Origin of the sequence: Streptomyces himalayensis subsp. himalayensis (assembly GCF_013778455.1) — a bacterium.
GTDB classification, from domain to species: domain Bacteria; phylum Actinomycetota; class Actinomycetes; order Streptomycetales; family Streptomycetaceae; genus Streptomyces; species Streptomyces himalayensis.
Map to the genome: position 1 here is coordinate 427,966 of NZ_JACEHE010000001.1, position 24,737 is coordinate 452,702.

23 protein-coding genes are annotated in these 24,737 nt (G+C 69.3%); 14 read left to right on the forward strand and 9 right to left on the reverse strand.

Annotated features, from left to right (window positions below; genetic code table 11):
- Window position 1: 1 nt before the first annotated feature.
- The 3 genes from H1D24_RS01940 to H1D24_RS01950 are packed head-to-tail and all read right to left on the reverse strand — an operon-like array spanning window position 2 to window position 2,095.
- Window positions 2-808 (reverse strand): AIM24 family protein, encoded by an 807-nt coding sequence (locus H1D24_RS01940; RefSeq protein WP_181655552.1) that lies wholly within the window; start codon window positions 806-808, stop codon window positions 2-4.
- The gene (locus tag H1D24_RS01945; RefSeq protein WP_181655553.1) at window positions 805-1,455 is read right to left on the reverse strand and encodes an AIM24 family protein; all 651 of its coding nucleotides are present in this window, start codon (window positions 1,453-1,455) and stop codon (window positions 805-807) included. The genes H1D24_RS01940 and H1D24_RS01945 overlap by 4 nt, the downstream gene beginning before the upstream one ends.
- A 1-nt stretch (window position 1,456) precedes the next feature.
- Window positions 1,457-2,095: an AIM24 family protein gene (locus tag H1D24_RS01950; RefSeq protein WP_181655554.1), complete on the reverse strand. Its 639-nt coding sequence runs from the start codon at window positions 2,093-2,095 to the stop codon at window positions 1,457-1,459.
- A 189-nt stretch (window positions 2,096-2,284) separates the two neighbouring features.
- Here H1D24_RS01950 and H1D24_RS01955 point away from each other — a divergent pair, with 189 nt between their 5' ends.
- From H1D24_RS01955 to icmA, 6 genes are all read left to right on the forward strand, one after another.
- A complete protein-coding gene (locus H1D24_RS01955; RefSeq protein ID WP_181655555.1) occupies window positions 2,285-2,629 on the forward strand; it encodes a DUF3817 domain-containing protein in 345 nt (114 codons plus the stop codon).
- On the forward strand, window positions 2,626-2,919 hold the full coding sequence (locus H1D24_RS01960; RefSeq protein WP_181655556.1) for an MTH1187 family thiamine-binding protein: 294 nt from the start codon (window positions 2,626-2,628) through the stop codon (window positions 2,917-2,919). The genes H1D24_RS01955 and H1D24_RS01960 overlap by 4 nt, the downstream gene beginning before the upstream one ends.
- A 221-nt stretch (window positions 2,920-3,140) precedes the next feature.
- Window positions 3,141-4,775: a transposase gene (locus H1D24_RS01965; RefSeq protein ID WP_181655557.1), complete on the forward strand. Its 1,635-nt coding sequence runs from the start codon at window positions 3,141-3,143 to the stop codon at window positions 4,773-4,775.
- Between the two features lie 270 nt (window positions 4,776-5,045).
- Window positions 5,046-5,552, forward strand: coding sequence for a MarR family winged helix-turn-helix transcriptional regulator (locus H1D24_RS01970; RefSeq protein ID WP_181655558.1), 507 nt, complete (start codon window positions 5,046-5,048; stop codon window positions 5,550-5,552).
- Window positions 5,553-5,603: 51 nt separating this feature from the next.
- On the forward strand, window positions 5,604-5,942 hold the full coding sequence (locus H1D24_RS01975; protein ID WP_181655559.1) for a DUF3817 domain-containing protein: 339 nt from the start codon (window positions 5,604-5,606) through the stop codon (window positions 5,940-5,942).
- A 358-nt stretch (window positions 5,943-6,300) separates the two neighbouring features.
- On the forward strand, window positions 6,301-8,001 hold the full coding sequence (icmA, locus tag H1D24_RS01980; RefSeq protein ID WP_181655560.1) for a coenzyme B12-dependent isobutyryl-CoA mutase large subunit: 1,701 nt from the start codon (window positions 6,301-6,303) through the stop codon (window positions 7,999-8,001).
- A 9-nt stretch (window positions 8,002-8,010) separates the two neighbouring features.
- Here the strand turns inward: icmA and H1D24_RS01985 are convergent, their stop codons facing one another.
- Entirely contained in the window at window positions 8,011-8,628 is a 618-nt protein-coding gene (locus H1D24_RS01985) for a TetR/AcrR family transcriptional regulator (protein ID WP_181655561.1), read from the reverse strand.
- Between the two features lie 251 nt (window positions 8,629-8,879).
- Here H1D24_RS01985 and H1D24_RS01990 point away from each other — a divergent pair, with 251 nt between their 5' ends.
- From H1D24_RS01990 to H1D24_RS02005, 4 genes are all read left to right on the forward strand, one after another.
- Window positions 8,880-9,854, forward strand: coding sequence for a tetratricopeptide repeat protein (locus H1D24_RS01990; RefSeq protein WP_181655562.1), 975 nt, complete (start codon window positions 8,880-8,882; stop codon window positions 9,852-9,854).
- Between the two features lie 666 nt (window positions 9,855-10,520).
- Window positions 10,521-11,165, forward strand: a complete 645-nt coding sequence (locus H1D24_RS01995) for a DUF6230 family protein (RefSeq protein WP_181655563.1) — start codon at window positions 10,521-10,523, stop codon at window positions 11,163-11,165.
- Window positions 11,166-11,296: 131 nt separating this feature from the next.
- The gene (locus H1D24_RS02000; RefSeq protein ID WP_181655564.1) at window positions 11,297-11,836 is read left to right on the forward strand and encodes a DUF6114 domain-containing protein; all 540 of its coding nucleotides are present in this window, start codon (window positions 11,297-11,299) and stop codon (window positions 11,834-11,836) included.
- Window positions 11,826-13,109, forward strand: a complete 1,284-nt coding sequence (locus H1D24_RS02005; RefSeq protein ID WP_181655565.1) for a hypothetical protein — start codon at window positions 11,826-11,828, stop codon at window positions 13,107-13,109. The genes H1D24_RS02000 and H1D24_RS02005 overlap by 11 nt, the downstream gene beginning before the upstream one ends.
- Window positions 13,110-13,334: 225 nt before the next feature.
- Here the strand turns inward: H1D24_RS02005 and pyk are convergent, their stop codons facing one another.
- The 3 genes from pyk to pta all read right to left on the reverse strand — a co-directional run bounded on the left by pyk (window position 13,335) and on the right by pta (window position 18,252).
- Window positions 13,335-14,765 (reverse strand): pyruvate kinase, encoded by a 1,431-nt coding sequence (gene pyk / locus H1D24_RS02010; protein WP_181655566.1) that lies wholly within the window; start codon window positions 14,763-14,765, stop codon window positions 13,335-13,337.
- A gap of 74 nt (window positions 14,766-14,839) precedes the next feature.
- Window positions 14,840-16,108: an acetate kinase gene (locus H1D24_RS02015; protein WP_181655567.1), complete on the reverse strand. Its 1,269-nt coding sequence runs from the start codon at window positions 16,106-16,108 to the stop codon at window positions 14,840-14,842.
- 65 nt (window positions 16,109-16,173) lie between these two features.
- Entirely contained in the window at window positions 16,174-18,252 is a 2,079-nt protein-coding gene (gene pta / locus H1D24_RS02020) for a phosphate acetyltransferase (RefSeq protein WP_181655568.1), read from the reverse strand.
- Between the two features lie 371 nt (window positions 18,253-18,623).
- Between pta and H1D24_RS02025 the strand changes: the two genes are divergently transcribed.
- Entirely contained in the window at window positions 18,624-19,649 is a 1,026-nt protein-coding gene (locus tag H1D24_RS02025) for a 6-phosphofructokinase (protein WP_181655569.1), read from the forward strand.
- An 87-nt stretch (window positions 19,650-19,736) separates the two neighbouring features.
- Here the strand turns inward: H1D24_RS02025 and H1D24_RS02030 are convergent, their stop codons facing one another.
- Both H1D24_RS02030 and H1D24_RS02035 read right to left on the reverse strand, forming a co-directional pair.
- On the reverse strand, window positions 19,737-20,426 hold the full coding sequence (locus H1D24_RS02030) for a response regulator (RefSeq protein ID WP_181655570.1): 690 nt from the start codon (window positions 20,424-20,426) through the stop codon (window positions 19,737-19,739).
- Window positions 20,423-22,123 carry a sensor histidine kinase gene (locus tag H1D24_RS02035; protein ID WP_181655571.1) on the reverse strand — a complete coding sequence of 567 codons (1,701 nt, stop codon included), beginning with the start codon at window positions 22,121-22,123 and terminating at the stop codon, window positions 20,423-20,425. The genes H1D24_RS02030 and H1D24_RS02035 overlap by 4 nt, the downstream gene beginning before the upstream one ends.
- 188 nt (window positions 22,124-22,311) lie before the next feature.
- On the opposite strand from H1D24_RS02035, the gene H1D24_RS02040 reads away from it, so the two are divergent.
- The 3 genes from H1D24_RS02040 (at window position 22,312) to trxA (ending at window position 24,627) form a co-directional block, all read left to right on the forward strand.
- Complete coding sequence (locus H1D24_RS02040; RefSeq protein ID WP_181655572.1) at window positions 22,312-23,691, forward strand: cation:dicarboxylate symporter family transporter; 1,380 nt, start codon at window positions 22,312-22,314, stop codon at window positions 23,689-23,691.
- A 179-nt stretch (window positions 23,692-23,870) separates the two neighbouring features.
- The gene (locus tag H1D24_RS02045) at window positions 23,871-24,290 is read left to right on the forward strand and encodes a MerR family transcriptional regulator (protein WP_181655573.1); all 420 of its coding nucleotides are present in this window, start codon (window positions 23,871-23,873) and stop codon (window positions 24,288-24,290) included.
- A 4-nt stretch (window positions 24,291-24,294) separates the two neighbouring features.
- Window positions 24,295-24,627 (forward strand): thioredoxin, encoded by a 333-nt coding sequence (trxA, locus tag H1D24_RS02050; RefSeq protein ID WP_220136230.1) that lies wholly within the window; start codon window positions 24,295-24,297, stop codon window positions 24,625-24,627.
- Window positions 24,628-24,737 lie beyond the last annotated feature (110 nt).

Here is a 24,737-nt window from a genome sequence, read left to right on the forward strand (position 1 = left end):
CTCACAGGCCGAAGCGGCGCTGGAGATCGCCCAGCTGTCCGGGAAGGCGCGGTACGCCTGGCTGCTGGCCGTGCTGTCCCTGGTGACCGGATACCCCATGGCCGCCGGGCACACCTGCCTCGTGCGGGACGGCACCCGTCGCCTGATCCGCCATCAGGGTTTCCGTCGACTGCAGCAGGACCGTGCCCGCCCCCACGAACTCGAACTGGTGCTCCTCGCCGGAGGCGCCACCGACCCCCGTCAGTGCACGTAGGCCGCCCATCAGGCCTGTCATGTACCCGTGGTCGTAGTGGTGACACGGCGACGGGCAGTCGGCCCAGCCGACGAGTGCCTGCGGGTCGACCCGGATGGGCGGCTCCATGAACACCACGGGACCGTTGGACGCGGCCACGAACTTGCCCGTTCCGATCAGTGTCAGAAAGCCGGGCACGATGGATTGCTTCAGTGCGAGAGTTGGCTGAAAAGCGAGGAGGTTGCCTGAGCGAATGGTCAGGTTGCCGTTTTCCAGGTCGTACGAATTGACGTCGAAGGCCCGGTCGGCGAGCAGCATCTTGCCCTGGCCCTCGGCGACGACCCAGTCGCTCGCGTGCAGCGGCGAGTGGAAGGACGTACGGACGAGACGGTCCAGGCGGCCGTGCCCGATGCCGTTGAAGTCGATCGACCCGTAGTAGGCGATCATCTTGCCCTTCTGCAGGAACCACTGGCTGCCCTTGAGCTCCACGCAGAAGGTGTACGCGTTGACGTTGTCGTCGGACGGCAGCGTCATGGGGTCGTGGATCACCGGGCCCGGGGCCCCGTAAGCGCTCACAGCTTCTCCTCCGAGGCCTGTACGTACACCGCGCCGCTGCCGGAGAGCTCCAGCTGGAACGCCTCCCCGGAACCGCGCCCCACCATGTCGCGCCAGCCGAGCGCCGTGGACAGCTTGTTGCGCACGTCGCCATGGTGGGCCACGTATGCCTGCGGGTCCACGTGGACCGGCCGTTGGGGTGTGATCGGCACCTCGATGACGCCGCCGTGCGCCATGACGGCGACCGCGCCGTGGCCCTTGAGGGTGGTGGTGAAGAGCCCCTGGCCCGTCACCTGGCCGCGCACCATGCCCATGACCCCGCCCTGGGAGCCCATGAACATCGTGCCCTGCTGGAGCGTCCCGTCGAAGGCGAGCAGCCGGTCCGCCTCCACGTACAGGCTGTCGCCGGTCAGATTGATCACCTGGATGTGGTGGCCGCCATGACCGAACAGCACGGTGCCGCTGCCCTCGACCGTCATCAGCGGAGTCGCCTCGTTCGCGACGCGCCGGCCGATCATCGACATCAGGCCGCCCTGACCGCCCTGGATGTTCGGGGTGAAGGAGACGTCGCCCTTGTAGGCGAGCATCGCGCCGCGCTGGCTGAACATCCGCTGGCCGGGCATGACCGTCGCCTCGACCATCTTCGAGTTGATCTCACGAAAGGGCATGTCAGACGTCCCCTGCGATCGTGTTGCGCTCACTGGGCTGTACGTAGACGAGCCCGTCGCCCTCGAAACGGATCTGGAAGGCCTCGCCGCCTCCCTCACCCATGACGGTGCGGAAGGTCACGCCCGACTGGAAGCTCTGGCGTACGTTCCCCTGGTGCGCGATGTACGCGCCGGGGTCGACGGAGAGCGGGTACTGCGGGCTCACACGCAGCACCACCGCCGGGCCGTCGGACATGATCGCCGCCTGGCCGTGGCCCTCGACCGTGGTCGTGAAAAGGCCGTTGCCCTGGGACGCGCCGCGCAGCCCGGTGAACGAGGTGCCGGTGCGCAGGCCGCCGTCGGTGCACAGGAGGTTGCTGGACTCGACGTAGAGCTTGTCGCCCTGCAGGCTGACGAGATTGATCTCGGATGCGCGATCGGCGAACCAGCAGGTGCCGTGGCCCTTCACCTCCATCACGGTCATCTGCTCACCCGTCAGGCGACGGGTCACCATGCCTCGGATGCCCTCGCCGCCTCCGGTCATCTTCTTGAACGCCATCTGGCCGTCGTAGGCGACCATCGAGCCGTTCTTCGCCTTGACGGCGTCGCCGGACATGTCGACGGCGAGCACCTTGCTGCCCTGGAGTCGAAACGTTGCCACGAGAGGGACGGTATCCGGATAAAGCCCGGCGCGGACAGGGCCCACCGGACGATCCGCACCCTGATGCGACCCCTAGTACCTGCCGGATGCCACAATGGGCCCGCTTGTGCTTCCGTTCACAAGATCAACGTCAAGGCATCATGCCCGGGCGCTCACGCCCCTCGTCGCATCCCACCGAAGGTGACCTCCGTGGACATCAAGACCGCATCCGCACTCCGCCGCCTCCGACTGGTCTCCGCACCGGAGGCCGTCTCGTTTCTGCTGCTGCTCGTCTGCTCGGTGCTCAAGCGGACCACGGACTTCAACGCCGTCCCGGTGATGGGCATGATCCACGGCGTGCTGTTCATCCTCTACGTGATCTTCTGGCTGGACGCCTGGAACCGCACCAAGTGGGGTCTCGGCACGGCCGCGCTGTACTTCGTCCTCTCGGTCCTGCCGACCGGTGGCTTCTTCGCCGACCGCAAGCTGAAGCGGGCCGCCGAGAGCGCGGTGATCGCCTCTCGCGCCCGCAAGGAAGGGATCGTCAACGCATGATCGTCGCCTTCTCCGTGACCCCGCTCGGGGTCGGCGAGGATGTGGGGGAGTACGTCGCCGACGCCGTGCGCGTCGTCCGCGAGTCCGGGCTCCCGAACCGCACCGACGCCATGTTCACCTCCATTGAGGGCGAGTGGGACGAGGTCATGGACGTCGTCAAACGCGCCGTCGCCGCGGTCGAGGCGCGTGCGCCGCGCGTGTCGCTCGTCCTCAAGGCGGACATCCGGCCCGGCGTGACGGACGGTCTCACCTCCAAGGTGGCGACGGTGGAGCGGCATCTTTCCGCCTGACGGCTCCTGCTGCTCGGAAGCCCCGGCCGTGCCAGGCGGGGGCCTTCCTGCCCCGTGGTTGAGCGATCGCCTGCGCATCGGGGCTGTCTTTCCGGCCGCAGTGCGTGTCCTGGGGCCTTTTCTGTGAGGGAACGGACGTTCCTGGGCCGAACGGGTGACCTTTGTGTAAGCAGCTCGTTGAGTGCCGTGACGGGATCTTCGGCCGCGGGTGGAGGAGACGGGTGGGCGGCTTGCGGGAGTTGGCGGCGTCGTTTGTGGTGCCGGGGCCCACGGGAGTCGCCATCCGGGACCGGCTGCGCGTGACGGACAGGGACGCGGCCGTGCTGCGTGAGGTCGGCGCTTTCCTCGGCTCGCTGGCCGCAGGAGATCTCGCGGATCGCTGTCGGCAGGGCCTGGAGTACGACGCCGCATCGTGGGCGGTACGCAAGCGGGAGCTGACCAGTTGGTCGTCATCGCGCTGGGCGGGCAGCATAACCAAGGCAACCCATGACCAGTGGGCGCTGGCCCGGCGCGGACAGGCCGCATATATCGCCTGGCTGCGCGGGCAGATCGCGCAGATCGAGGCCCGTCTGGCCCGGCCGCTGGGCGCCAAGGCCAGCAAGCGCGAGGGCCTGCTGCGCGGCTATGCGTCGCGCGGTGAATGGCACGCCAAGTCCCGCCGCCTCCACGCACTTACAGACCGGCTGGCGGCGGTCGAGGCGGATTGGAACGCGGGCCGGGTGCGCGTAGTGCGCGGCGGCCGCCGACTCGCCAACACCCGCCACCACCTGGACGACGCCGAGCTGAGCAGGGAGGCGTGGCGGGCGCAGTGGGAAGCGGCCCGGATATTCCTGGCCGCGGACGGCGAGTCCGGCAAGCGGTTCGGTAACGAGACCATCCGCATCACCGGCACCGGACAGCTCTCCATCAAACTCCCAGCAGAACTCGCCAACTTGGCGAACGCGGCGCACGGCCGGTACGTGCTGGACGCGGTGGTCCAGTTCAAGCATCGGGGCGAGGAGTGGCTCGACCGGATCGCGGCCAACCGCGCCGTGGCCTACCGCATCCACCACGACCCAGTACGGGGACGCTGGTATGTGACCGCGAGCTGGCAGCGCGCCACCGTCCCCGTCCTGCCCCTTCAGACTGCCCTGGCCCGGGGCACGGTCGGGGTCGACATGAACGACGACCACCTGGCCGCCTGGCACCTCGACATCCACGGCAACCCGGTCGGCGAGCCGCGGCGCTTCTTCTACGACCTGTCGGGCGGTGCCGCGCACCGGGACGCGCAGATCCGGCATGCGCTGACCCGCCTGCTGCACTACGCCCGTCGCTGCGGTGTGGCCGCGATCGCCGTCGAGGACCTCGACTTCACGGCGGACAAGACCAGGGAGAAGCACGGCCGCAACAAGCGGTTCCGCCGCCTGATCTCCCGCTTCCCGACCGCGAAGCTCACGGCCCGGCTGGCGTCCATGGCCGCCGAGCAGGACGTGGCCATCGTCGCGGTCGACCCGGCCTACACCAGCAGGTGGGGTGCCCAGCACTGGCAGAAACCGCTGGCCACCCCACACCGTGAAACGACCCGGCACGATGCCGCGAGCATCGCGATCGGGCGACGCGCCCTAGGGCATCCGATCCGGCGACGGACGGCACCGCCCCGTACCCACCAGAGCGATGGGTGCGGGCATCGGACCGTCCAGGCCCGACCGGGCATCCGATGGCGTGAGGAACCCCGCCCGCCTGCAACGGACCGCGCACCCACAGTGCCGTCGCCGAGCGGGATGCGAAAGCGGGCAACCAGCCTGCCCAACACCGTTCGGGGCAGCGCCACTGAGCAGCAGTCCTGGCAACAGGGCTCAGTCCCACTCAGTGTCTAGGAACGGTCGTTCACCGCCGAATACACCGATGAACGCTTGAATGGTGTGCGCTCCGGGCTGCGGAAGGGGCGACCCAGGTGGGTTCGGGCGGCTCTCGATCCGTTTGACCGTTCTGGTCGGGGCTCTTGAGATCGACGATGAAGGGCAACTGAGACAGCGCCGAGCGGCGCGGCTGGCGGCAACGGTGCGGCGGGGCTGCCGCCGCCGCAGTGCTTACCGAAGCGCGAGACAGGGCTGACCGGGTTATGACCGGCCGGTAAGGTCAAGTACGTGCCCAAGCCGCTCAGCCTTGCCTTTGACCCCATCGCCCGCGCCGACGAACTCTGGAAGCAGCGGTGGGGTTCCGTGCCGTCCATGGTCGCGATCACCTCGATCATGCGCGCGCACCAGATCCTGCTCGCCGAGGTGGACGCGGTCGTCAAGCCGTACGGCCTGACCTTCGCGCGGTACGAGGCGCTGGTGCTGCTCACCTTCTCCAAGTCCGGCGAGCTGCCGATGTCGAAGATCGGCGAGCGCCTCATGGTGCACCCGACCTCCGTCACCAACACCGTGGACCGCCTCGTGAAGTCCGGTCTCGTCGACAAGCGGCCCAACCCCAACGACGGCCGCGGCACGCTCGCCTCCATCACGGACAAGGGCCGTGAGGTCGTCGAAGCGGCCACGCGCGACCTGATGGAGATGGACTTCGGCCTCGGCGTGTACGACGCGGAGGAGTGCGCGGAGATCTTCGCCATGCTGCGGCCGCTCAGGGTCGCGGCACACGACTTCGAGGACTAGACGAGCAGGCCGCCGCAAGATCGTCCCATGCGCCCGGTTACGCTCGTGTCCATGAAACGAAGCGTGCTGACCCGCTACCGCGTCATGGCCTACGTCACCGGTGTCCTGCTGGTCCTCCTCACCCTCGGCACCATCGGCAAGTACGTGCTGGACATGGACGGGGCCGCGGACTTCACCAAGGTCGTGGGCATCGCGCACGGCTGGCTGTACGTCGTCTATCTCGTCTTCGCCTTCGACCTCGGGTCCAAGGCCAAGTGGCCGGTCGCCAAGCAGCTGTGGGTGCTCCTCGCCGGCACCATCCCGACCGCCGCCTTCTTCGTGGAGCGCAAGGTCTCCCGCGAGCTGGAGGCGATGGTCTCCGAGGACGGCGCGGCGGTCGCCAAGGCCTGACCGGCCGGGCACCTTTTTCGAGCTCGGTTCGCCTCCGGGGCGCCGCTGTACCAATATGCCCCTACCGGGGCGTGGCGGTGTCGAGCGACCGCCCCGGCGGCGGGTGAAGACCCACGCGTACGACCTGAGGCGCGCCGCGGCGATCGTCGCGGTCGGTGGCCGCCCCGTCGCGCTGAGCAGCCCGGCTCAGCGACTGTCGCGCGAGGGCACTCTTCCTGGTGGTGCAGGGCCAGACGGCTGACGTCCGCACCGAACATCTCGCGGCTTTGCGCGCCTGACCTGCACCGATGCGTTCCCCGTCGGATCGGCTGGGGCTGGGCCGTCGACATTTACTAGGACGTCCTAGTAAATTCGTAGCATGGACGCTGACGCCATCGAGGACGGCCGCCGCCGCTGGCAGGCCCGCTACGACGCCGCGCGCAAGCGCGAGGCCGACTTCTCCACGCTCTCCGGGGACCCGGTGGAGCCGGTGTACGGGCCGCGGCCCGGGGACACGTACGACGGCTTCGAGCGGATCGGCTGGCCCGGTGAATACCCCTTCACTCGCGGCCTGTATGCGACCGGCTACCGGGGCCGCACCTGGACGATCCGCCAGTTCGCGGGCTTCGGCAACGCCGAGCAGACCAACGAGCGCTACAAGATGATCCTGGCGAACGGCGGCGGCGGACTCTCCGTCGCCTTCGACATGCCGACCCTCATGGGCCGCGACTCCGACGATCCGCGTTCCCTGGGCGAGGTCGGCCACTGCGGCGTGGCGATCGACTCGGCGGCCGACATGGAGGTCCTGTTCAAGGACATCCCGCTGGGCGATGTGACGACGTCGATGACGATCAGCGGGCCCGCGGTGCCCGTCTTCTGCATGTACCTCGTCGCCGCCGAGCGCCAGGGCGTCGACCCAGGTGTCCTCAACGGCACGCTCCAGACGGACATCTTCAAGGAGTACATCGCGCAGAAGGAGTGGCTCTTCCAGCCGGAGCCGCATCTGCGTCTGATCGGCGACCTGATGGAGTACTGCGCGCGGAACATCCCCGCGTACAAGCCGCTCTCCGTCTCCGGCTACCACATCCGCGAGGCGGGCTCGACGGCCGCGCAGGAGCTGGCGTACACACTTGCGGACGGCTTCGGGTACGTCGAGCTGGGGCTCAGCCGCGGTCTGGACGTGGACGTCTTCGCGCCCGGCCTGTCCTTCTTCTTCGACGCGCACGTGGACTTCTTCGAGGAGATCGCCAAGTTCCGCGCGGCACGCCGGATCTGGGCGCGCTGGTTGAAGGAGGTGTACGGGGCGAAGACCGAGAAGGCGCAGTGGCTGCGGTTCCACACCCAGACCGCGGGCGTCTCGCTGACCGCCCAGCAGCCGTACAACAACGTCGTGCGGACGGCCGTCGAGGCACTCGCGGCGGTCCTCGGCGGCACCAACTCCCTGCACACCAACGCCCTCGACGAGACCCTCGCCCTGCCGAGCGAGCAGGCGGCGGAGATCGCGCTGCGCACACAGCAGGTGCTCATGGAGGAGACCGGCGTCGCCAACGTGGCCGACCCGCTGGGCGGTTCCTGGTACGTCGAGCAGCTCACCGACCGTATCGAGGCGGACGCCGAGCGGATCTTCGAGCAGATCAAGGAGAAGGGGCGGCTGGCCCACCCCGATGGGCAGCACCCCATCGGTCCGGTCACCTCCGGCATCCTGCGCGGCATCGAGGACGGCTGGTTCACCGGCGAGATCGCCGAGTCCGCGTTCCGGTACCAGCAGGCACTGGAGAAGGGCGACAAGAGGGTCGTCGGCGTCAACGTCCACGAGGGGTCCGTGACCGGGGATCTGGAGATTCTGCGGGTCAGTCACGAGGTGGAGCGGGAGCAGGTGCGGGTTCTTGCGGGGCGCAAGGGTGCGCGGGACGAGGCGCGGGTGCGGGCCTCGCTAGAAGCGATGCTCGCGGCCGCGCGAGGCGGGGAGAACATGATTGAGCCCATGCTGGCGGCGGTGCGGGCCGAGGCCACGCTCGGGGAGATCTGTGACGCCCTTCGGGACGAGTGGGGCGTGTACACGGAGCCGCCTGGGTTCTGACGACGGTCGTCAGTCGCCCGCCAGCCCCCCGATCAGCAGGCGCGTGAACCTGGTCGCCCATTCCTCGTCCACCGGCTCCGCGCTGACCAGGGTGCGGTGGACCACCGCGCCCGCGACCACGTCGAAGATGAGGTCCGCCGTGCGGGCGGCGGCTGCGGGGTCCTGCTCGAGGGGGAGTTCGCCGCGTGCCTGGGCGCGGCTGCGGCCCTCCAGTACGAGGCGCTTCTGGCGCTCCACGATCGACGTGCGGATGCGTTCGCGCAGCGGTTCGTCGCGAGTGGACTCGGCCACCACCGCCATGAGCGCGGTCTTCGCCTCGGGGCGGTCCAGGAGGGCCGCGAACTGGAGCACCACGCCCTCGATGTCCGCGGCGAGGCTGCCGCGGTCCGGCAGTTCGAGCTCGTCGAAGAGGACCGCCACCGCGTCCACGACCAGCTCGTTCTTGCCGGCCCACCGCCGGTACAGCGTCGTCTTCGCAACCCCCGCCCGGCTTGCGACATCGCCCAACGTGAGCTTGGACCAGCCCAGTTCGACCAGCGCGGCCCGCGTCGCCTCCAGGATCGCGGCATCCGCCGCGGCGCTGCGCGGGCGGCCCGCGCGGGGAGCGGAGGGCGTACGGCTCGGCATGCGGGCGACCCTACCCGCCGCGTCTGTGCGCGCGGCGCAGTGAGACAGATCACCGGACGAGATCCCCGCGGCATCGCCCAGGCGCCTCGCCACCCAGTTACGCTACGACTCGTATCGAAATCCGTCGCGAGGACGCTCGCGGCGCATCTCGCACCGAAAGAGTGACAACCACCCGCGCCAGGTGGGGACCCGGCGCAGTGCAGAACACCAACGCTTTTCACAGTCGCGCGCGAAAGGGGGAGGATGTAGCCATGCAGCCTAGGAACATGTCCATGAGCGGCGTCGTCGACCTCGCCGCGGTGAAGGCGGCCCAGGAGGCCAAGGCGAAGGCGGAGCAGGCGCGCGCCGAAGCGGTCCGGCACGGCGGGGGCGGAGCCGTGTCCCCCGCGAGCCTCGTCATCGATGTCGACGAGGCGGGTTTCGAGCGCGACGTACTGCAGCGCTCCACCGAGGTCCCGGTCGTCATCGACTTCTGGGCCGAGTGGTGCCAGCCGTGCAAGCAGCTCGGTCCGCTCCTCGAGCGGCTGGCGCTGGAGTACAACGGGCGTTTCGTGCTGGCCAAGGTCGATGTCGACGCCAACCAGATGCTTATGCAGCAGTTCGGGATCCAGGGCATCCCGGCGGTCTTCGCGGTGGTGGCCGGCCAGGCCCTGCCGCTCTTCCAGGGGGCGGCCCCCGAGGAGCAGATCCGGGGGACCCTGGACCAGCTGATCCAGGTCTCCGAGGAGCGCTTCGGTCTGACCGGTCTCACGGTCGACGCGGACGCGCAGGGCGGCGAGGCCGCGGCGGCGCCCCCGGTGCCTGCGGGCCCGTACGACGCACTGCTCGAGGCCGCGGTGCAGGCACTGGACGCGGGCGACCTCGGCGGTGCCGTCCAGGCGTACAAGAACGTCCTCGCCGACGACCCGGGCAACACGGAGGCCAAGCTCGGCCTGGCCCAGGCCGAACTGCTGAAGCGCGTGCAGGACCTGGATCCCCAGCAGGTGCGCAAGGACGCGGCCGACAAGCCCGGCGACGTGACGGCGCAGATCGCCGCGGCGGACCTGGATCTGGTCGGCGGTCATGTGGAGGACGCCTTCGGCCGGCTCATCGACACGGTGCAGCGCACGGCGGGTGACGACCGGGACGCGGTGCGGCTGCGGCTCCTCGAGCTCTTTGAGGTCGTCGGTTCGGACGATCCTCGCGTGGCGACGGCCCGGCGGGCGCTGGCGCGGGCGTTGTTCTGACCTTCCCCCGAGCTCTCGGCTTCGCCCCCAGCGCCTTGAGGGTCTGGGAGGTACCGCGAGAGCAGTGGGGACCCCACTGAGCGCTGGGGCCGCGATGTCCCAGCGAAGAACTTGCTGACGTGTGATCAGAGTGGCCGCGTTTTACCAAAACTTGGTAAACGCGGCCGCTGTTACTCCGAGTAAGTCGGGGCCCGGTTTCTGTCCGGTTCTGCCCGATGATCCACCGAAGTGTCAACGCCTTACGTGGCACCCTCTGTCGCCATTCGATACCCGCCGGTACTGGTTCGGTTATACCTCCGTTACTAGTGAGTAACGAACCCCCTTGTGCGGGCGCCGAGAATGCACCACGATCGGCCACGCTCGGTCCATTGCCTTCAGCCCGACAGCCAGTCGCGCAAAGGGTTTTCTGGGTCCCCACCGAGCAGCCGGCGCAGTGGCGCCGGCTCGGGACAGGGGGGTCTCCGTCGTCCGGCGGAGCCTGTCCGGCAGGTTGTGCGTGATGAGTTCAGGCGCGACCAGTGGTTGTCGCTCGGGGGTGATCGCCGGTGATTCGGGTGCCGACAGTGCCTCGAAGCGGCGCTCTCCTTCCCGAGGACGTAGCACTTCTCCCATCCCAGGTCGGGCCCTGGCGCACGGCCGGAGATGTACGTCCGAGAAGGAGGAAATATGGAGTCCCAGGTGCGTGGCGGGACCAGATGGAAGCGGTTCGCGGTGGTGATGGTGCCCAGCGTGGCCGCCACCGCGTGCATAGGTGTCGGCCTGGCGCAGGGCGCGCTCGCAGCGTCGTTCAGCGTCTCCGGCCAGTCGTTCAAGGTGACGACCGACCGGCTCGTGGGTGAGGGCTTCTCCCAGTACGGCGCCCTTGAGGACGGCTACACGCTCAAGGGCGAGAAGGTGAAGCACCCGGTTGCGGTGTCCGGCTTCAAGACCGCGACGATCACTGGCATGTGCCAGTCCGTGGTCACCCCGAACGTGCCGGTGCTCGGTTCCGTCAGCCTGAAGCTGACGGCCGGTGACGGCGGCACGCCGGTCAAGGCGCAGAACCTGTACATCGACGTCGCCGAGCTCGAGGCCGACGCGACGTTCAAGAACATCGACATCGGTGTCGCCGCCAAGGACGCCACCAAGGGCCCGGGCATAGCCAAGGGGGAAGTCGAGCAGCAGAAGACGAACCCCTTCGGATTCGCCCAGCAGGCCGACGAGGTCGTGCTGGAGGACGTGAAGCAGACGGCGTGGGCCACCACTGCCGGAACCTTCAAGCTCAGCGGTCTCAAGATGTCGCTGTCCACGGGCGTCAAGGAGTGCTACTAGGCACTCCGGTGGCGGGCGGGGGAGTCTGCGGCTGTCCCGCCCGTCCGCTCGGGCCTGCCCTCACGCGCGGCAACACCCCTTAATCCAGCCTTCACTTCCCACAGCAACGCCGTTCCAGGGAGCTGTTTTCCATGAGCGCCGACACTCCGGCCACGCGCGGCCGATTCACCGACTGGCGGCTGCGGTTCCGCGCCTGGCGTGGCGATCGACCGTTCTGGGCCGGCCTGTTCATCCTGTTCGGTGGATTCCCCATCGCCTACTTCCCGTACGCGAACCTCCAGCTCGGTCATGTGACGCTGGCGATGGCCACCACCGCGGGTGCGGGCTCCCTGATCATCGGTGTGCTGCTGATCGTGCTCGGCATAAGCCTGTGGTTCCAGAAGCACGTCCGGGTCTTCGCGGGTGTCGCGGCGATTCTGCTGGCGTTGGTGTCGATCCCGGTGTCCAACCTCGGCGGCTTCGTGATCGGGTTCCTGTTCGCGCTGATCGGCGGTGCCATGGCCATCGCCTGGGCGCCGGGCGCGCCGCCCGCCTCCGGGCAGGGGGTCGAGCCGACGATCGCGCCGGAGGGCGGGGTGCCGGACAGCACGGCCCTGGACATGAGCAAGTCGAACGACGTGTCAGGAACGATCCCGGCCACCGGGGCGAACGGGAGGCACAGTGCCGGCTGACGAGGTGACCCACGGGACTGAGGTGGACGAGTCCCGTGTGAGAACCGGGCCGCGCCACGCGGCACCCAAGAAGCCGCTGTTCACCAGGTTCCACATGCCGGCCGGCAAGGCGATAGCCATGGCGGCGATGCCGACGGCTGTCCTCATGGGCATGGGGTTCACGCCGACGCTCGCCCGCGCTGACGACCAGCCGTCGACGAAGAACCTGACGGTCGACGAGTACCAGAGCTGTGTCGAGGCGCTGGAAGACTCCGCGGACGGCAAGGACGCGTCGGCCACGCCGTCGCCCTCCGCCTCCGCATCGGAGAGCGCCACCGAGTCCGATGACAAGGCGGAGCCGACGCCGTCGGCGTCCAAGGAGGGGTCCTCTTCGTCGGATTCAGGTTCCGACGAGGAGGCCGAGCCCGCGCCGTCCGCGTCCTCGTCCTCCGCCAGCACGTCGGACCAGTCGTCGGACAGCGGTACGTCCACGGCTGCGCCGGCCCCCTCGGCGTCCGCGAGCGGCGACAATCTGCTGGACTCCATCGGCGACGCGATCAAGGACGTCTTCGAGGGCGGCAGCGACCCCTCGGCGAGCGCCTCGCCCACGCCGACCCCTTCGGCCTCCGCGGGCCAGGACACGTCCGGCGACGACGCGTCCGACACCGTCAAGGACACCGTCGACAAGGTCACCGGGACGGTCGAGGACACCGTCAAGGACACGACCGACGCGGCGTCCAAGGCGGCCGAGGACACCACGGAGAAGGTCACGGAGGCGGCCACCGCGTCGCCCAGCCCCACCACGGACGCGGAGGACTGCCCGGCCGCCACCGACGAGGAGGGCGGCGTCGAGAAGATCGTGGCCCTGCCGGACGACCCCTGGTACCTGGACGCCAGCTCGCTGCTGCTCAAGGGCGCCGACTACCAGGGCATCGTCAAGGTGAAGACCGCCAACGGCACGGTCAAGGAGGTCCTGAAGTACGTCATCTCCGACGGCACGGACATCGGCGACCTGCACCAGACGGTCAAGGATGACCGGGCCGGCAGGACCTATCACGTGCAGGCGGCCAAGGGCTCGACGTCCACGATCCGCGATGGCAAGACGGTCATGTACACGGAGAGCATTTCTGGGAACCTGTTCGGCCTGGTGCCGATCACGTTCAGCCCGGAGAACCCGCCGCCGCTGAACATCCCGCTGATCTACTTCACCAAGGTGAAGGTCGTGCAGGCCGGCCAGTTCGGCGGCACCCTGCACGTACCGGGACTGCATCAGTACACGACCGAACTGAACTGACCGGACACCGGCCGCAGCCGTCGCGCCGAAGGAGCGCGACGGTGTCGAGAAGGCGACCGCGCGGAGGCCCGACGAAGGAGGGCTGAGCACGGTCGTCTGCTCGACACCGGCTATGGCGCTCCGGAGGCGAATCGAGCTCGTATAAACAGAACCCGTCCGGGAGCCGCACACAGCTGAGGGCGCCCCCTGCCACAGGGGGCGCCCTCAGCGGTGTGCGGTGCGGGATCAGGTCCGTGTGCCGCTGCCCAGGTGGTGGACCCGGACCATGTTGGTGGTGCCGGGGACGCCGGGGGGCGAGCCGGCGGTCATGACCATGATGTCGCCCTCGTTGTAGCGCTGGAGCTTGAGCAGCTCGGCGTCGACGAGGTCGACCATCGCGTCCGTGTTGGCCACGTGCGGGACGACGTACGACTCCACGCCCCAGCTCAGCGCGAGCTGGTTGCGGGTGGACTCCTCCGTGGTGAAGGCCATGATCGGCTGGGAGGCGCGGTAGCGGCACAGCCTGCGGGCGGTGTCACCGGACTTGGTGAAGGCGACCAGCGCCTTGCCGCCCAGGAAGTCCGCGATCTCGCACGCGGCGCGGGCCACCGAACCACCCTGCGTACGCGGCTTCTTGCCGGGCACCAGCGGCTGCAGGCCCTTCGAGAGCAGCTCCTGCTCGGCCGCTACGACGATCTTCGACATCGTCTTCACGGTCTCGATCGGGAACGCGCCGACCGACGACTCGGCCGACAGCATGACCGCGTCCGTGCCGTCCAGGATCGCGTTGGCGACGTCGGACGCCTCGGCGCGCGTGGGGCGGGAGTTGGTGATCATCGACTCCATCATCTGGGTCGCGACGATCACCGGCTTGGCGTTGCGGCGGCACAGCTCGATGAGGCGCTTCTGCACCATGGGGACCTTCTCGAGCGGGTACTCGACGGCCAGGTCGCCGCGGGCGACCATCACGGCGTCGAACGCCATCACGACGTCTTCCATGTTCTCGACCGCCTGCGGCTTCTCCACCTTGGCGATGACGGGGACCCGGCGGCCCTCCTCGTCCATCACCCGGTGCACGTCCTTGACGTCGTTGGCGTCGCGGACGAAGGAGAGCGCGACCATGTCGCAGCCCATGCGCAGCGCGAAGCGGAGGTCGTCGATGTCCTTCTCGGACAGCGCCGGGACGTTCACGTGGGCGCCGGGCAGGTTGATGCCCTTGTGGTCGGAGATGACGCCGCCCTCGATGACGACCGTCCGGACGCGGGCGCCCTCGACCTCGACGACCTTGAGCTCGACGTTGCCGTCGTTGATCAGGATCGGGTCGCCCTTGGAGACGTCGCCGGGCAGCCCCTTGTAGGTCGTGCCGCAGATCGACTTGTCGCCCGGGACGTCCTCGGTGGTGATGGTGAACTCGTCACCGCGCACCAGCTCGACGGGGCCCTCGGCGAAGGTCTCCAGGCGGATCTTGGGGCCTTGGAGGTCGGCGAGGACGCCGATGGCCTTGCCGGTCTCCTTGGCGGCGGCGCGGACGCGGTCGTACCGCCCCTGGTGCTCGGCGTGCGAGCCGTGGCTGAAGTTGAAGCGGGCCACGTTCATGCCGGCTTCGATCAGCGCGACGAGTTTGTCGTGGGAGTCGACGGCGGGGCCCAGCGTGCAGACGATTTTCGAACGGCGCATGGGGGCGATCCTATCGGTTTGTTTCGCTTCGGAATATTCCATCTGGCGGAAGATACAAATGGGCGGATGTGCGCTCAGGCGTTGCCATTCTCAGTCCTCGCGGGTGTGACAAGTGCGTAGCTCTGGCGTGCGATCTCCAGCTCCTCGTCGGTCGGCACCACGGCGACCGCCACGCGCGCGTACTCGGGCGAGATCAGCCGCGGCCCGTCGGCCCTGGTGGCGTTCAGCTCACTGTCGACCGCCAGGCCCAGCTCTTCCAGGCCCGTGACAGCGGCTTCCCGCACGGGGGCCGCGTTCTCGCCCACACCCGCGGTGAACGCCACCGCGTCCACTCTGCCCAGTACCGCGTAGTAGGCGCCGATGTACTTCTTCAGCCGGTGGATGTAGATGTCGAAGGCGAGCCGCGCCTGCTCGTCGCCCTCGTCGACCCGGCGGCGGATCTCCCGCATGTCATTGTCGCCGCACAGCCCGATCAGGCCGCTCTTCTTGTTCAGCAGTGCGTCGATCTCGTCGGCCGACATTCCGCCGACCCGCATCAGATGGAAGATGACGGCCGGGTCCAGGTCACCGGAGCGCGTACCCATCACAAGCCCCTCCAAAGGCGTCAGGCCCATGGAGGTGTCCACGCACCGCCCGCCGCGCACCGCGGACGCGGACGCACCGTTGCCCAGGTGCAGCACGATCACGTTGACCTCGGACGGGTCCTTGCCAAGGAGCTTCGCGGTCTCGCGGGAGACGTACGCGTGCGACGTGCCGTGGAAGCCGTAGCGGCGGATGCGGTGCTCGTCGGCGGTCTTCACATCGATGGCATAGCGCGATGCGGACTCCGGCATCGTCGTGTGGAAGGCGGTGTCGAAGACCGCGACCTGCGGCAGGTCCGGGCGCAGGGCCTGGGCGGTGCGGATGCCGGTGAGGTTCGCCGGGTTGTGCAGCGGGGCCACCGGGATCAGCCGCTCGATCTCGGCGAGCACCGCGTCGTCGATCACGGTCGGCTCGGTGAAGTGCCTGCCGCCGTGCACCACCCGGTGACCGATCACGGCCAGCTCGGGGGAGTCCAGACCGAGCCCGTCGGCCGCCAGCTCCTCGGCGACCGCCTTGAGCGCCGCGTCGTGGTCGGCGATCGGGGCGGTGCGCTCGCGCTTCTCGCCGCCGTCGGTGAGCTGGGGGCCCCTCCCAGCGTTAGCTGGGGGAGTGTGCACCAGGCGCGAGGTCTCCTCGCCGATCCGCTCGACCAGGCCCACGGCGAGCCGTGAGCTGTCGCTCATGTCGAGGAGCTGGTACTTCACCGACGAGGAGCCGGAGTTGAGGACGAGTACGCGAGTCGCCGCGCGGTTCTCGGACACGGATGAGGTGCTTTCTTGTGCGGAGGAGGGCGTGCTGTCGCTGTGCCGGGACGGGCCTTTCCCGGTCATGCCTTGCCGGGGCCCTGGGCCTGGATCGCCGTGATGGCGACCGTGTTCACGATGTCCTGGACGAGTGCCCCCCGGGACAGGTCGTTCACGGGCTTGCGCAGGCCCTGCAGCACCGGGCCGACGGCGATCGCGCCGGCCGAACGCTGCACGGCCTTGTAGGTGTTGTTGCCGGTGTTCAGGTCCGGGAAGATCAGCACGCTGGCCTGGCCCGCGACCTCCGAACCCGGCAGCTTGGTGGCGGCCACGGAAGGCTCGACCGCCGCGTCGTACTGGATGGGCCCCTCGATCATCAGGTCGGGGCGGCGGGAGCGCACCAGCTCGGTGGCCTCGCGCACCTTGTCGACGTCCGCGCCCGAGCCCGACGTGCCGGTCGAGTACGACAGCATCGCGATCCGCGGCTCCACACCGAACTGGGCGGCGGTGGCGGCCGACTGGACGGCGATGTCGGCGAGCTGCTCGGCGTTCGGGTCCGGGTTCACGGCGCAGTCGCCGTAGACGAGGACCTTGTCGGCGAGGCACATGAAGAAGACCGAGGACACGATCGAGGCGTCCGGCTTGGTCTTGATGATCTCGAAGGCGGGGCGGATGGTCGCCGCGGTGGAGTGCACCGAACCGGACACCATGCCGTCGGCCAGGCCCTGCTGGACCATCAGCGTGCCGAAGTAGTTCACGTCCGCCACGACGTCGCTCGCGAGCTCGACGGTGACGCCCTTGTGGGCGCGCAGCGCCGCGTACTCCGCGGCGAACTGCTCGCGCAGCTCGGAGGTCTGAGGGTCGAGGATCTGCGCGCCGGAGAGGTCGATGCCGAGGTCGGCGGCCTTCTTGCGGATGATGTCGTCGGGTCCGAGCAGCGTCAGGTCGCAGACGCCGCGGCGCAGCAGCACCTCGGCCGCGTGCAGGACACGCTCCTCCGTACCCTCCGGCAGTACGACGCGACGCCGGTCCGAGCGGGCCCGCTCCAGCAGCTTGTGCTCGAACATCATGGGCGTGACGCGGCTGCTGCTGGGCGCCGAGACCCGCTTGACCAGGTCGCTCGTGTCCACGTACCGCTCGAAGAGGCCGAGCGCCGTCTCCGCCTTGCGGGGCGTCGCGGCGTTCAACTTGCCTTCCAGCGAGAACAGTTCCGCCGCGGTGGGGAAGCTGTTTCCGGTCACCGAGATCACCGGCGTGCCGGGCGCCAGCCGGTCGGCGAGGGCCAGGACCTCCGGTGTGGGCTCCTCGCCCAGGGTGAGCAGCAGGCCCGCGATCGGCGGCGTTCCCGCGCTGTGCGAGGCCAGCGCGCCCACGACGAGGTCGGCGCGGTCGCCGGGCGTGACGACCATGCAGCCGGGCGTCAGCGCGCTCAGGAAGTTCGGCAGCATGGCGCCGCCGAAGACGAAGTCGAGCGCGTCGCGGGACAGGCCCGCGCCGTCGCCCAGGAGCACCTTGCCGCCCAGCGCGTGGGTGATCTGCGCGACCGTCGGGGCGGACAGCGCGGCGTCGTCCGGCAGGACGTAGCACGGCACCGGCAGCCGCGTGTCCACACCCCGCTGGATGACCTCGCGGTCCTCCGGCGCCACACGGTTGGCGATCATGGCGATGACGTCGCAGCCCAGGCCCTCGTACGCGCGGTGGGCATTGCGGATCTCGGCGAGCACCGACTCCGCGGCCTGCTTCCTGCCGCCCACGACCGGCAGCACGGACGCGCCGAACTCGTTGGCCAGGCGGGCGTTCAGGGCCAGCTCGTCGGGGAGCTGGGTGTCGGCGAAGTCGGTGCCGAGGACGAGGACGACCTCGAAGTCCCGGGCGACCCGGTGGAACCGGTCGACGAGCCGGGAGACCAGCTCGTCGGTGCCCTGCTCGGCCTGGATCGCCGAGGCCTCCGCGTACGAGAGGCCGTAGACGGACGCCGGATCCTGCGCCAGGCGGTAGCGGGAGCGGAGCAGTTCGAAGAGGCGGTCCGGGCCGTCGTGGACGAGTGGCCGGAAGACGCCGACCCGGTCGACCTGGCGGGTCAGGAGCTCCATGACTCCCAGCTCGATGACCTGGCGCCCGTCGCCCCGGTCGATCCCGGTCACGTACACGCTGCGCGTCACGTGTGCTCTCCGTTTCGTCGCTGTCGTCACTTGTCGTGTTCGTCGCTGTCTGCTGGTGGCCGCCCTGGAAGCACTCGTATGCACTCGTGGTGCACATCTGCACTCGTGGTGCACATCGGAGGGGGACGCTCGGATCGTGACCAGTCAGACAGAAAATACCCGCTGTCGTGGGCGGTTCCCTCTTGACAATACCCTTGGGGGTGGGTAGGACGCCCGCCGGGAGAAGGGCCTGATGGGGGCGGGAGACGGTCCTCCGGACCGAGTCCGGGGGCCGGTACGGGGGCCGACCGGCGGAAGACGCGGAGCGCCGGGGGGCGTGGAACAATCGAAATGGCTCACAAGTATCACCGGCGAGCAGGAGACACAGCACGATGCGTATCGGAGTTCTCACCGCAGGCGGCGACTGCCCGGGGCTGAACGCAGTGATCCGGTCGATTGTGCACCGGGCCGTCACCCACCACGGAGACGAGGTCATCGGCTTCGAGGACGGCTACTCGGGCCTGCTCGACGGGCGCTACCGGACTCTCGACCTCAACGCGGTCAGCGGCATCCTGGCCCGCGGCGGCACCATCCTCGGCTCCTCGCGCCTGGAGCGCGACCGGCTCCGCGAGGCCTGCGAGAACGCCCGCGACATGGCCCGCGAGTTCGGCATCGACGCCCTCATCCCGATCGGCGGCGAAGGCACGCTGACCGCCGCCCGGATGCTCTCGGACGCGGGTCTCCCCGTGGTCGGCGTGCCGAAGACCATCGACAACGACATCTCCTCCACGGACCGCACCTTCGGCTTCGACACCGCGGTCGGCGTCGCCACGGAGGCGATAGACCGCCTCAAGACCACCGCCGAGTCGCACCAGCGCGTCATGGTCGTCGAGGTCATGGGCCGCCACGCCGGCTGGATCGCGCTGGAGTCCGGAATGGCGGGCGGCGCGCACGGCATCTGCCTGCCCGAGCGGCCCTTCGACCCCGCCGACCTGGTCAAGATGGTCGAGGAACGCTTCGCGCGCGGCAAGAGGTTCGCCGTGATCTGCGTCGCCGAGGGCGCCCACCCCGCCGGGGGCACGATGGACTACGGCAAGGGCGCGATCGACCAGTACGGCCACGAGCGCTTCCAGGGCATCGGCACCGCCCTCGCGTTCGAGCTGGAGAGGCGCCTCGGCAAGGAGGCCAAGCCGGTCATCCTCGGCCATGTGCAGCGCGGCGGCGTCCCCACCGCGTACGACAGGGTCCTCGCCACCCGCTTCGGCTGGCACGCCGTGGAGGCGGCGCACAGCGGCGACTTCGGCCATATGACGGCGCTGCGCGGCACGGACATCGCCATGGTGCCGCTCGCCGAGGCCGTCACCGAGCTGAAGACGGTGCCGAAGGACCGGATGGATGAGGCGGAGTCGGTCTTCTAAGGGGCTGGCGCCCCTGTTCTGTACGCGTCCTCGCCGGGCCCCCCTGCACAACGCGCATACACAGCTGATGTCGTGCCTGATGCCAGGTCAGTCCTGGCTCACCCAGCAGTAGTTGAACTCCGGTCGGCCGACCTGACCGTACAGCGGCCTCCTGGCCGCCTGCCCCGTCGTGACCAGGTGCTCCAGGTAACGGCGTGCCGTGATCCGGGAAATGCCCACGGACTCGGCCGCCGCCGTGGCCGTCAGACCGTCGGGGCAGTCGCGCAGGGTGCGGGAGACCCGCTCCAGTGTCGGGCCGCTGAGGCCCTTGGGGAGGGCGGCAGGACCGGGGGCCCGCAGGGTCGCCAGCGCCCGGTCCACCTCGTCCTGACCGGTGGCCTCGCCGGCCGTCGTACGGAACTCCGCGTAGCGTACGAGCCGGTCGCGCAGCGTTGCGAAAGTGAACGGCTTCAGGACGTACTGGACGACGCCCAGCGAGACGCCCTCGCGCACCACCGCGAGATCCCGCGCCGACGTCACCGCGATCACGTCGGTGTGATGGCCCGCCGCGCGCAGGGTACGGGCGAGCTGCAGACCGTGGCCGTCCGGGAGGTGGAGGTCCAGCAGGAGCAGGTCGACGTGCATGCGGTCGAGGGCGCGGCGGGCCTCGGCAGCGCTGTGGACGACTCCGGCCACGGTGAAGCCGGGGACTCGCTCCACGTAGAGGCGGTGGGCGTCTGCCGCGACGGGGTCGTCCTCGACGACCAGTACGCGGATCTCCTCCTGCGGAGTGCTCACTCTGTTCCTCCGGGGGCCGCGCCGTTTGCGGCTTCTCTTGAGCTGGTTTCCGTCTCACCCAGGGGAGCGGGAATCGCGGGCACAACGGCTGAACCGCTGTCCGCAACAGTGGGCAGCGGCAGGTTCGCCGTGAATTCCGCGCCGCCCTCGGCCGACTCCGTCACCGTCAGCGTGCCCCCGTTTCGTAGCACCGTCTGGCGGACCAGCGCCAGGCCCAGGCCGCGGCCGCCCGGGCCCGCGGGCTTGGTGGACCAGCCGCGTTGGAACACCGCTTCGGCGTGGGCCGGATCCACTCCTGGGCCGGTGTCCGATACGCGCAGGATCAGGCCGGCTTCACACGCGCGCGCCGTGACGGTCACGCGCGCGTGCAGGGTGCCCTGGGCCGCGTCGACGGCGTTGTCGATGAGGTTGCCGAGGATCGTGACCAGGTCGCGGGCGGGCAGGGACTCCGGGAGGAGGCCGTCGTCGATGCTGCTGTCGTCGGACACCAGCAACTCGACGCCCCGCTCGTTCGCCTGGGCCGCCTTGCCGAGCAGGAGCGCCGCCAGCACGGGCTCGCCGACCGCGGCGACGACCTGGTCGGTGAGCGCCTGCGCCAGCTCCAGCTCGGCCGTGGCGAACTCGACGGCCTCGTCGGCCCGGCCCAGCTCGATCAGCGAAACCACGGTGTGCAGGCGGTTCGCCGCCTCGTGCGCCTGGGAGCGCAGGGCCTGAGTGAAGCCCCGCTCGGAGTCCAGCTCGCCCATCACGGCCTGCAGCTCGGTGTGGTCGCGGAGCGTCACGACCGTACCGCGGCGTTCCCCGCCGGAGACCGGCGATGTGTTGACGACGACGACCCGGTCCGCGGTCAGATGCACCTCGTCCACGCGCGGCTCGGTGGCCAGCAGCGCGCCGGTCAGCGGGCTGGGCAGGCCGAGCTCGGCGACGTTCCTGCCGATCACGTGGTCCTCGTCGGACACACCGAGCAGCTCCCGTCCGCCGTCGTTGATCAGCGCGATCCGCCGCTGCCCGTCCAGCATCAGCAGCCCCTCGCGGACGGCGTGCAGAGCGGCCTCGTGGTAGGCGTGCATACGGCTGAGTTCGGTCGCGTTCATGCCATGGGTGTGCCGCCGCAGCCGGGCGTTGACCACATACGTGCCGATGCCGCCCAGCACCAGAGCACCCACCGCGACGCCGAACAGCGCGGTGAGCTGGCTGCGCACCCGGGCGCTGATCTCGTCGACGGTGATGCCCGCGCTGACCAGCCCGACGATCCGCTCGCCCTTGTGAATCGGGGTGACCACGCGCACCGACGGGCCCAGGGTGCCCGTGTAGGTCTCGTAGAAGGTCTTGCCGCGCAACGCCGGCTCGATATGGCCGAGAAAGTGCTGTCCTATCTGGGCCTTGTCGGGGTGCGTCCAGCGGATGCCGTGCGTGTCCATGATCGTGACGAAGTCGACGCCGGTGCTGCGCTGCACCTCCGTCGCGTAAGGCTGGAGGACCTTCGACGGATCGTGATCGTCCACCGCCTCCCGCACGGACGGCGCCACCGCGACCGCGCGCGCCGCCGCGCCCGCCTGGCGTTGCGCGGCCTGCTCGGCCTGACGTCCGTCGCTGATGTACGTGAACAGCGCGCACCCGGCCACCACGACGGCGACGAGCACGACCTGCATCGCGAAGAGCTGGCCGGCCAGGCTGCGGGGGCGGGGGAAGCGCATGCCAGTCAGTCTGCCTCCGGTCCGTGCGTGAACTAAATGAACGTAAGGGTGACCGCTCTCACAGCCTGGGAGATAGTCACCGCATCGATCAGGCCAGGACGTGAGCCGCACGGACTGCGCGTAACGCGCCGAGTACCGCATGTATTGCCGTACCCACGCACGCCGACAATGTCGTCAAGGAGGCACCCGTGTCCGAAACACCGGTGAAGCCCGCCACCCGACGGGACCGCACCCACTATCTCTACATCGCGGTGATCATCGCGGTGGCGCTCGGCATCGCCGTGGGCCTGATCGCACCCGACTTCGCGGTCGAGCTGAAGCCGATCGGCACCGGCTTCGTGAATCTGATCAAGATGATGATCTCGCCGATCATCTTCTGCACGATCGTGCTGGGCATCGGCTCGGTGCGGAAGGCCGCCAAGGTCGGCAAGGTCGGCGGTTACGCGCTCGGCTACTTCCTGGTCATGTCGTTGGTCGCCCTCGCCATCGGCCTGGTCGTCGGCAACATCCTGGACCCCGGTACGGGCCTGGCGGTGACCGACGCGGTCAAGGAGGCCGGGAAGGAGCAGGTGTCCGCCGAGGCCCTGCCGCCGGTCGAGTTCGTGCTCTCGATCATTCCGACCACGATGGTCTCCGCGTTCACCGAGGGCCAGGTCCTGCAGACCCTCCTCGTCGCCCTGCTCGCCGGCTTCGCGCTGCAGGCGATGGGTTCCGTCGGCGAGCCGATCCTGCGCGGTGTCGAGCACATCCAGCGGCTCGTCTTCCGCATCCTCGCCATGGTGATGTGGGCAGCCCCGGTCGGTGCCTTCGGCGCGATCGCGGCTGTCACCGGGTCGGCCGGACTGGACGCGCTCAAGAGCCTCGCCGTGCTGATGCTGGGCTTCTACGTCACCTGCTTCCTCTTCGTCTTCATCGTGCTCGCCGCGCTGCTGCGCGCCGTCGCGGGCCTCAACATCCTCACGTTCTTCAAGTACCTGGGCCGTGAGTTCCTGCTGATCCTGTCCACCTCGTCCTCCGAGTCCGCTCTCCCGCGGCTCATCGCGAAGATGGAGCACATGGGCGTCAGCAAGCCGGTGGTCGGTATCACCGTCCCGACCGGCTACTCCTTCAACCTCGACGGCACCATGATCTACATGACCATGGCCTCGCTCTACATCGCCGACGCCCTGGGCACCCCGATGTCGATCGGCGAGCAGATCCCGCTCCTGCTCTTCCTCCTCGTCGCCTCGAAGGGCGCGGCGGGTGTCAGCGGGGCCGGGCTTGCCACGCTGGCCGGTGGTCTGCAGTCGCACAAGCCCGCGCTGGTGGACGGCGTCGGCCTGATCGTCGGCATCGACCGCTTCATGAGCGAGGCGCGCGCCCTGACGAACTTCGCGGGCAACGCGGTCGCCACGGTGCTGATCGGCACCTGGACCAAGGAGATCGACAAGGATCGGGTCGGTCAGGTGCTGGCGGGGGAGCTGCCGTTCGACGAGCGCACGCTGCTGGACGAGTCGGCTGCCGACGCGTCCGGCGACGAGGTGCCCTCGCCGCGGAACGAGGCGGCGCAGGAGCCGGTCAAGGCGTAGCTCCGTCTAGGGGCTTTGAACTGTCGCCGTACGGGCTGAGTACGCGCCGGGCGGGCTGGAATCTCCAGCCCGCCCGGCGCTTTCCTGTCTCGCGACCCGTCCGGGAAGGCGCCGCCCATCGCGACGTCGAGCATGGCGGCCGTTGCCTTGACGTCGGCGTCAAGGACTACGGTCGCGGCATGCGAATCGGCGAACTGGCAGCCCGGGCCGGGACGACCACGCGGGCGCTGCGCTACTACGAGTCACGGGGGCTGCTGCCCGCGCGGCGAGGCGGCAACGGGTACCGCACGTACGACGAGCGGGATCTGCGGCTGCTCCAGCAGATCAAGACCCTGCAGGACTTCGGGTTCGACCTGGAGGAGACCAGGCCGTTCGTGGAGTGTCTGCGGGCAGGCCATCCGGCCGGCGACTCCTGCCCGGCGTCGCTCGTCGTCTACCGCCGCAAGCTTGCCGAGCTGGACGCGTTGATCGGCGAACTGGCGGCGGTACGGGACAGGGTCCGCGCGCAGCTCGAGCGGGCCGAGAGGGCGCGCGACGAGCTGGCGGCCGAGGCGGAGGCTCCGGGCGGTCCGGAGCCGCACTGCGAGCTGGGAGGGTGACGGAATGATCAAGGCGACAGGCGTGGCCGAAGTGACCGACGCGGACTTCGAGTCGGAGGTGATCGGGTCCGGCGTACCGGTCCTGGTCAAGTTCACGGCGGACTGGTGCGGCCCGTGCCGGCAACTCGCGCCGGTGCTGAGTGACATCGCCCGCGAGGAGAGCGACCGGCTGAAGATCGTGCAGCTGGACGTGGACGCGAACCCTCGGACGACGATCGCGTACGGCGTGCTGTCGACGCCGACGCTCATGCTCTTCCGAGACGGGGAGCCCGTGAAGTCGATGGTGGGCGCGCGCCCGAAGAGGCGGCTTCTGGAGGAGCTGGCCGACGTCCTCTGAGCCCGGACGGCCCATGGCCGAACGACACAAATGCCCCGGCGCAATTGCGTCGGGGCATTTCTTTACGTATATTCAATCCTTCGTGACTTCACGGAAGTTGAGTCACGGAG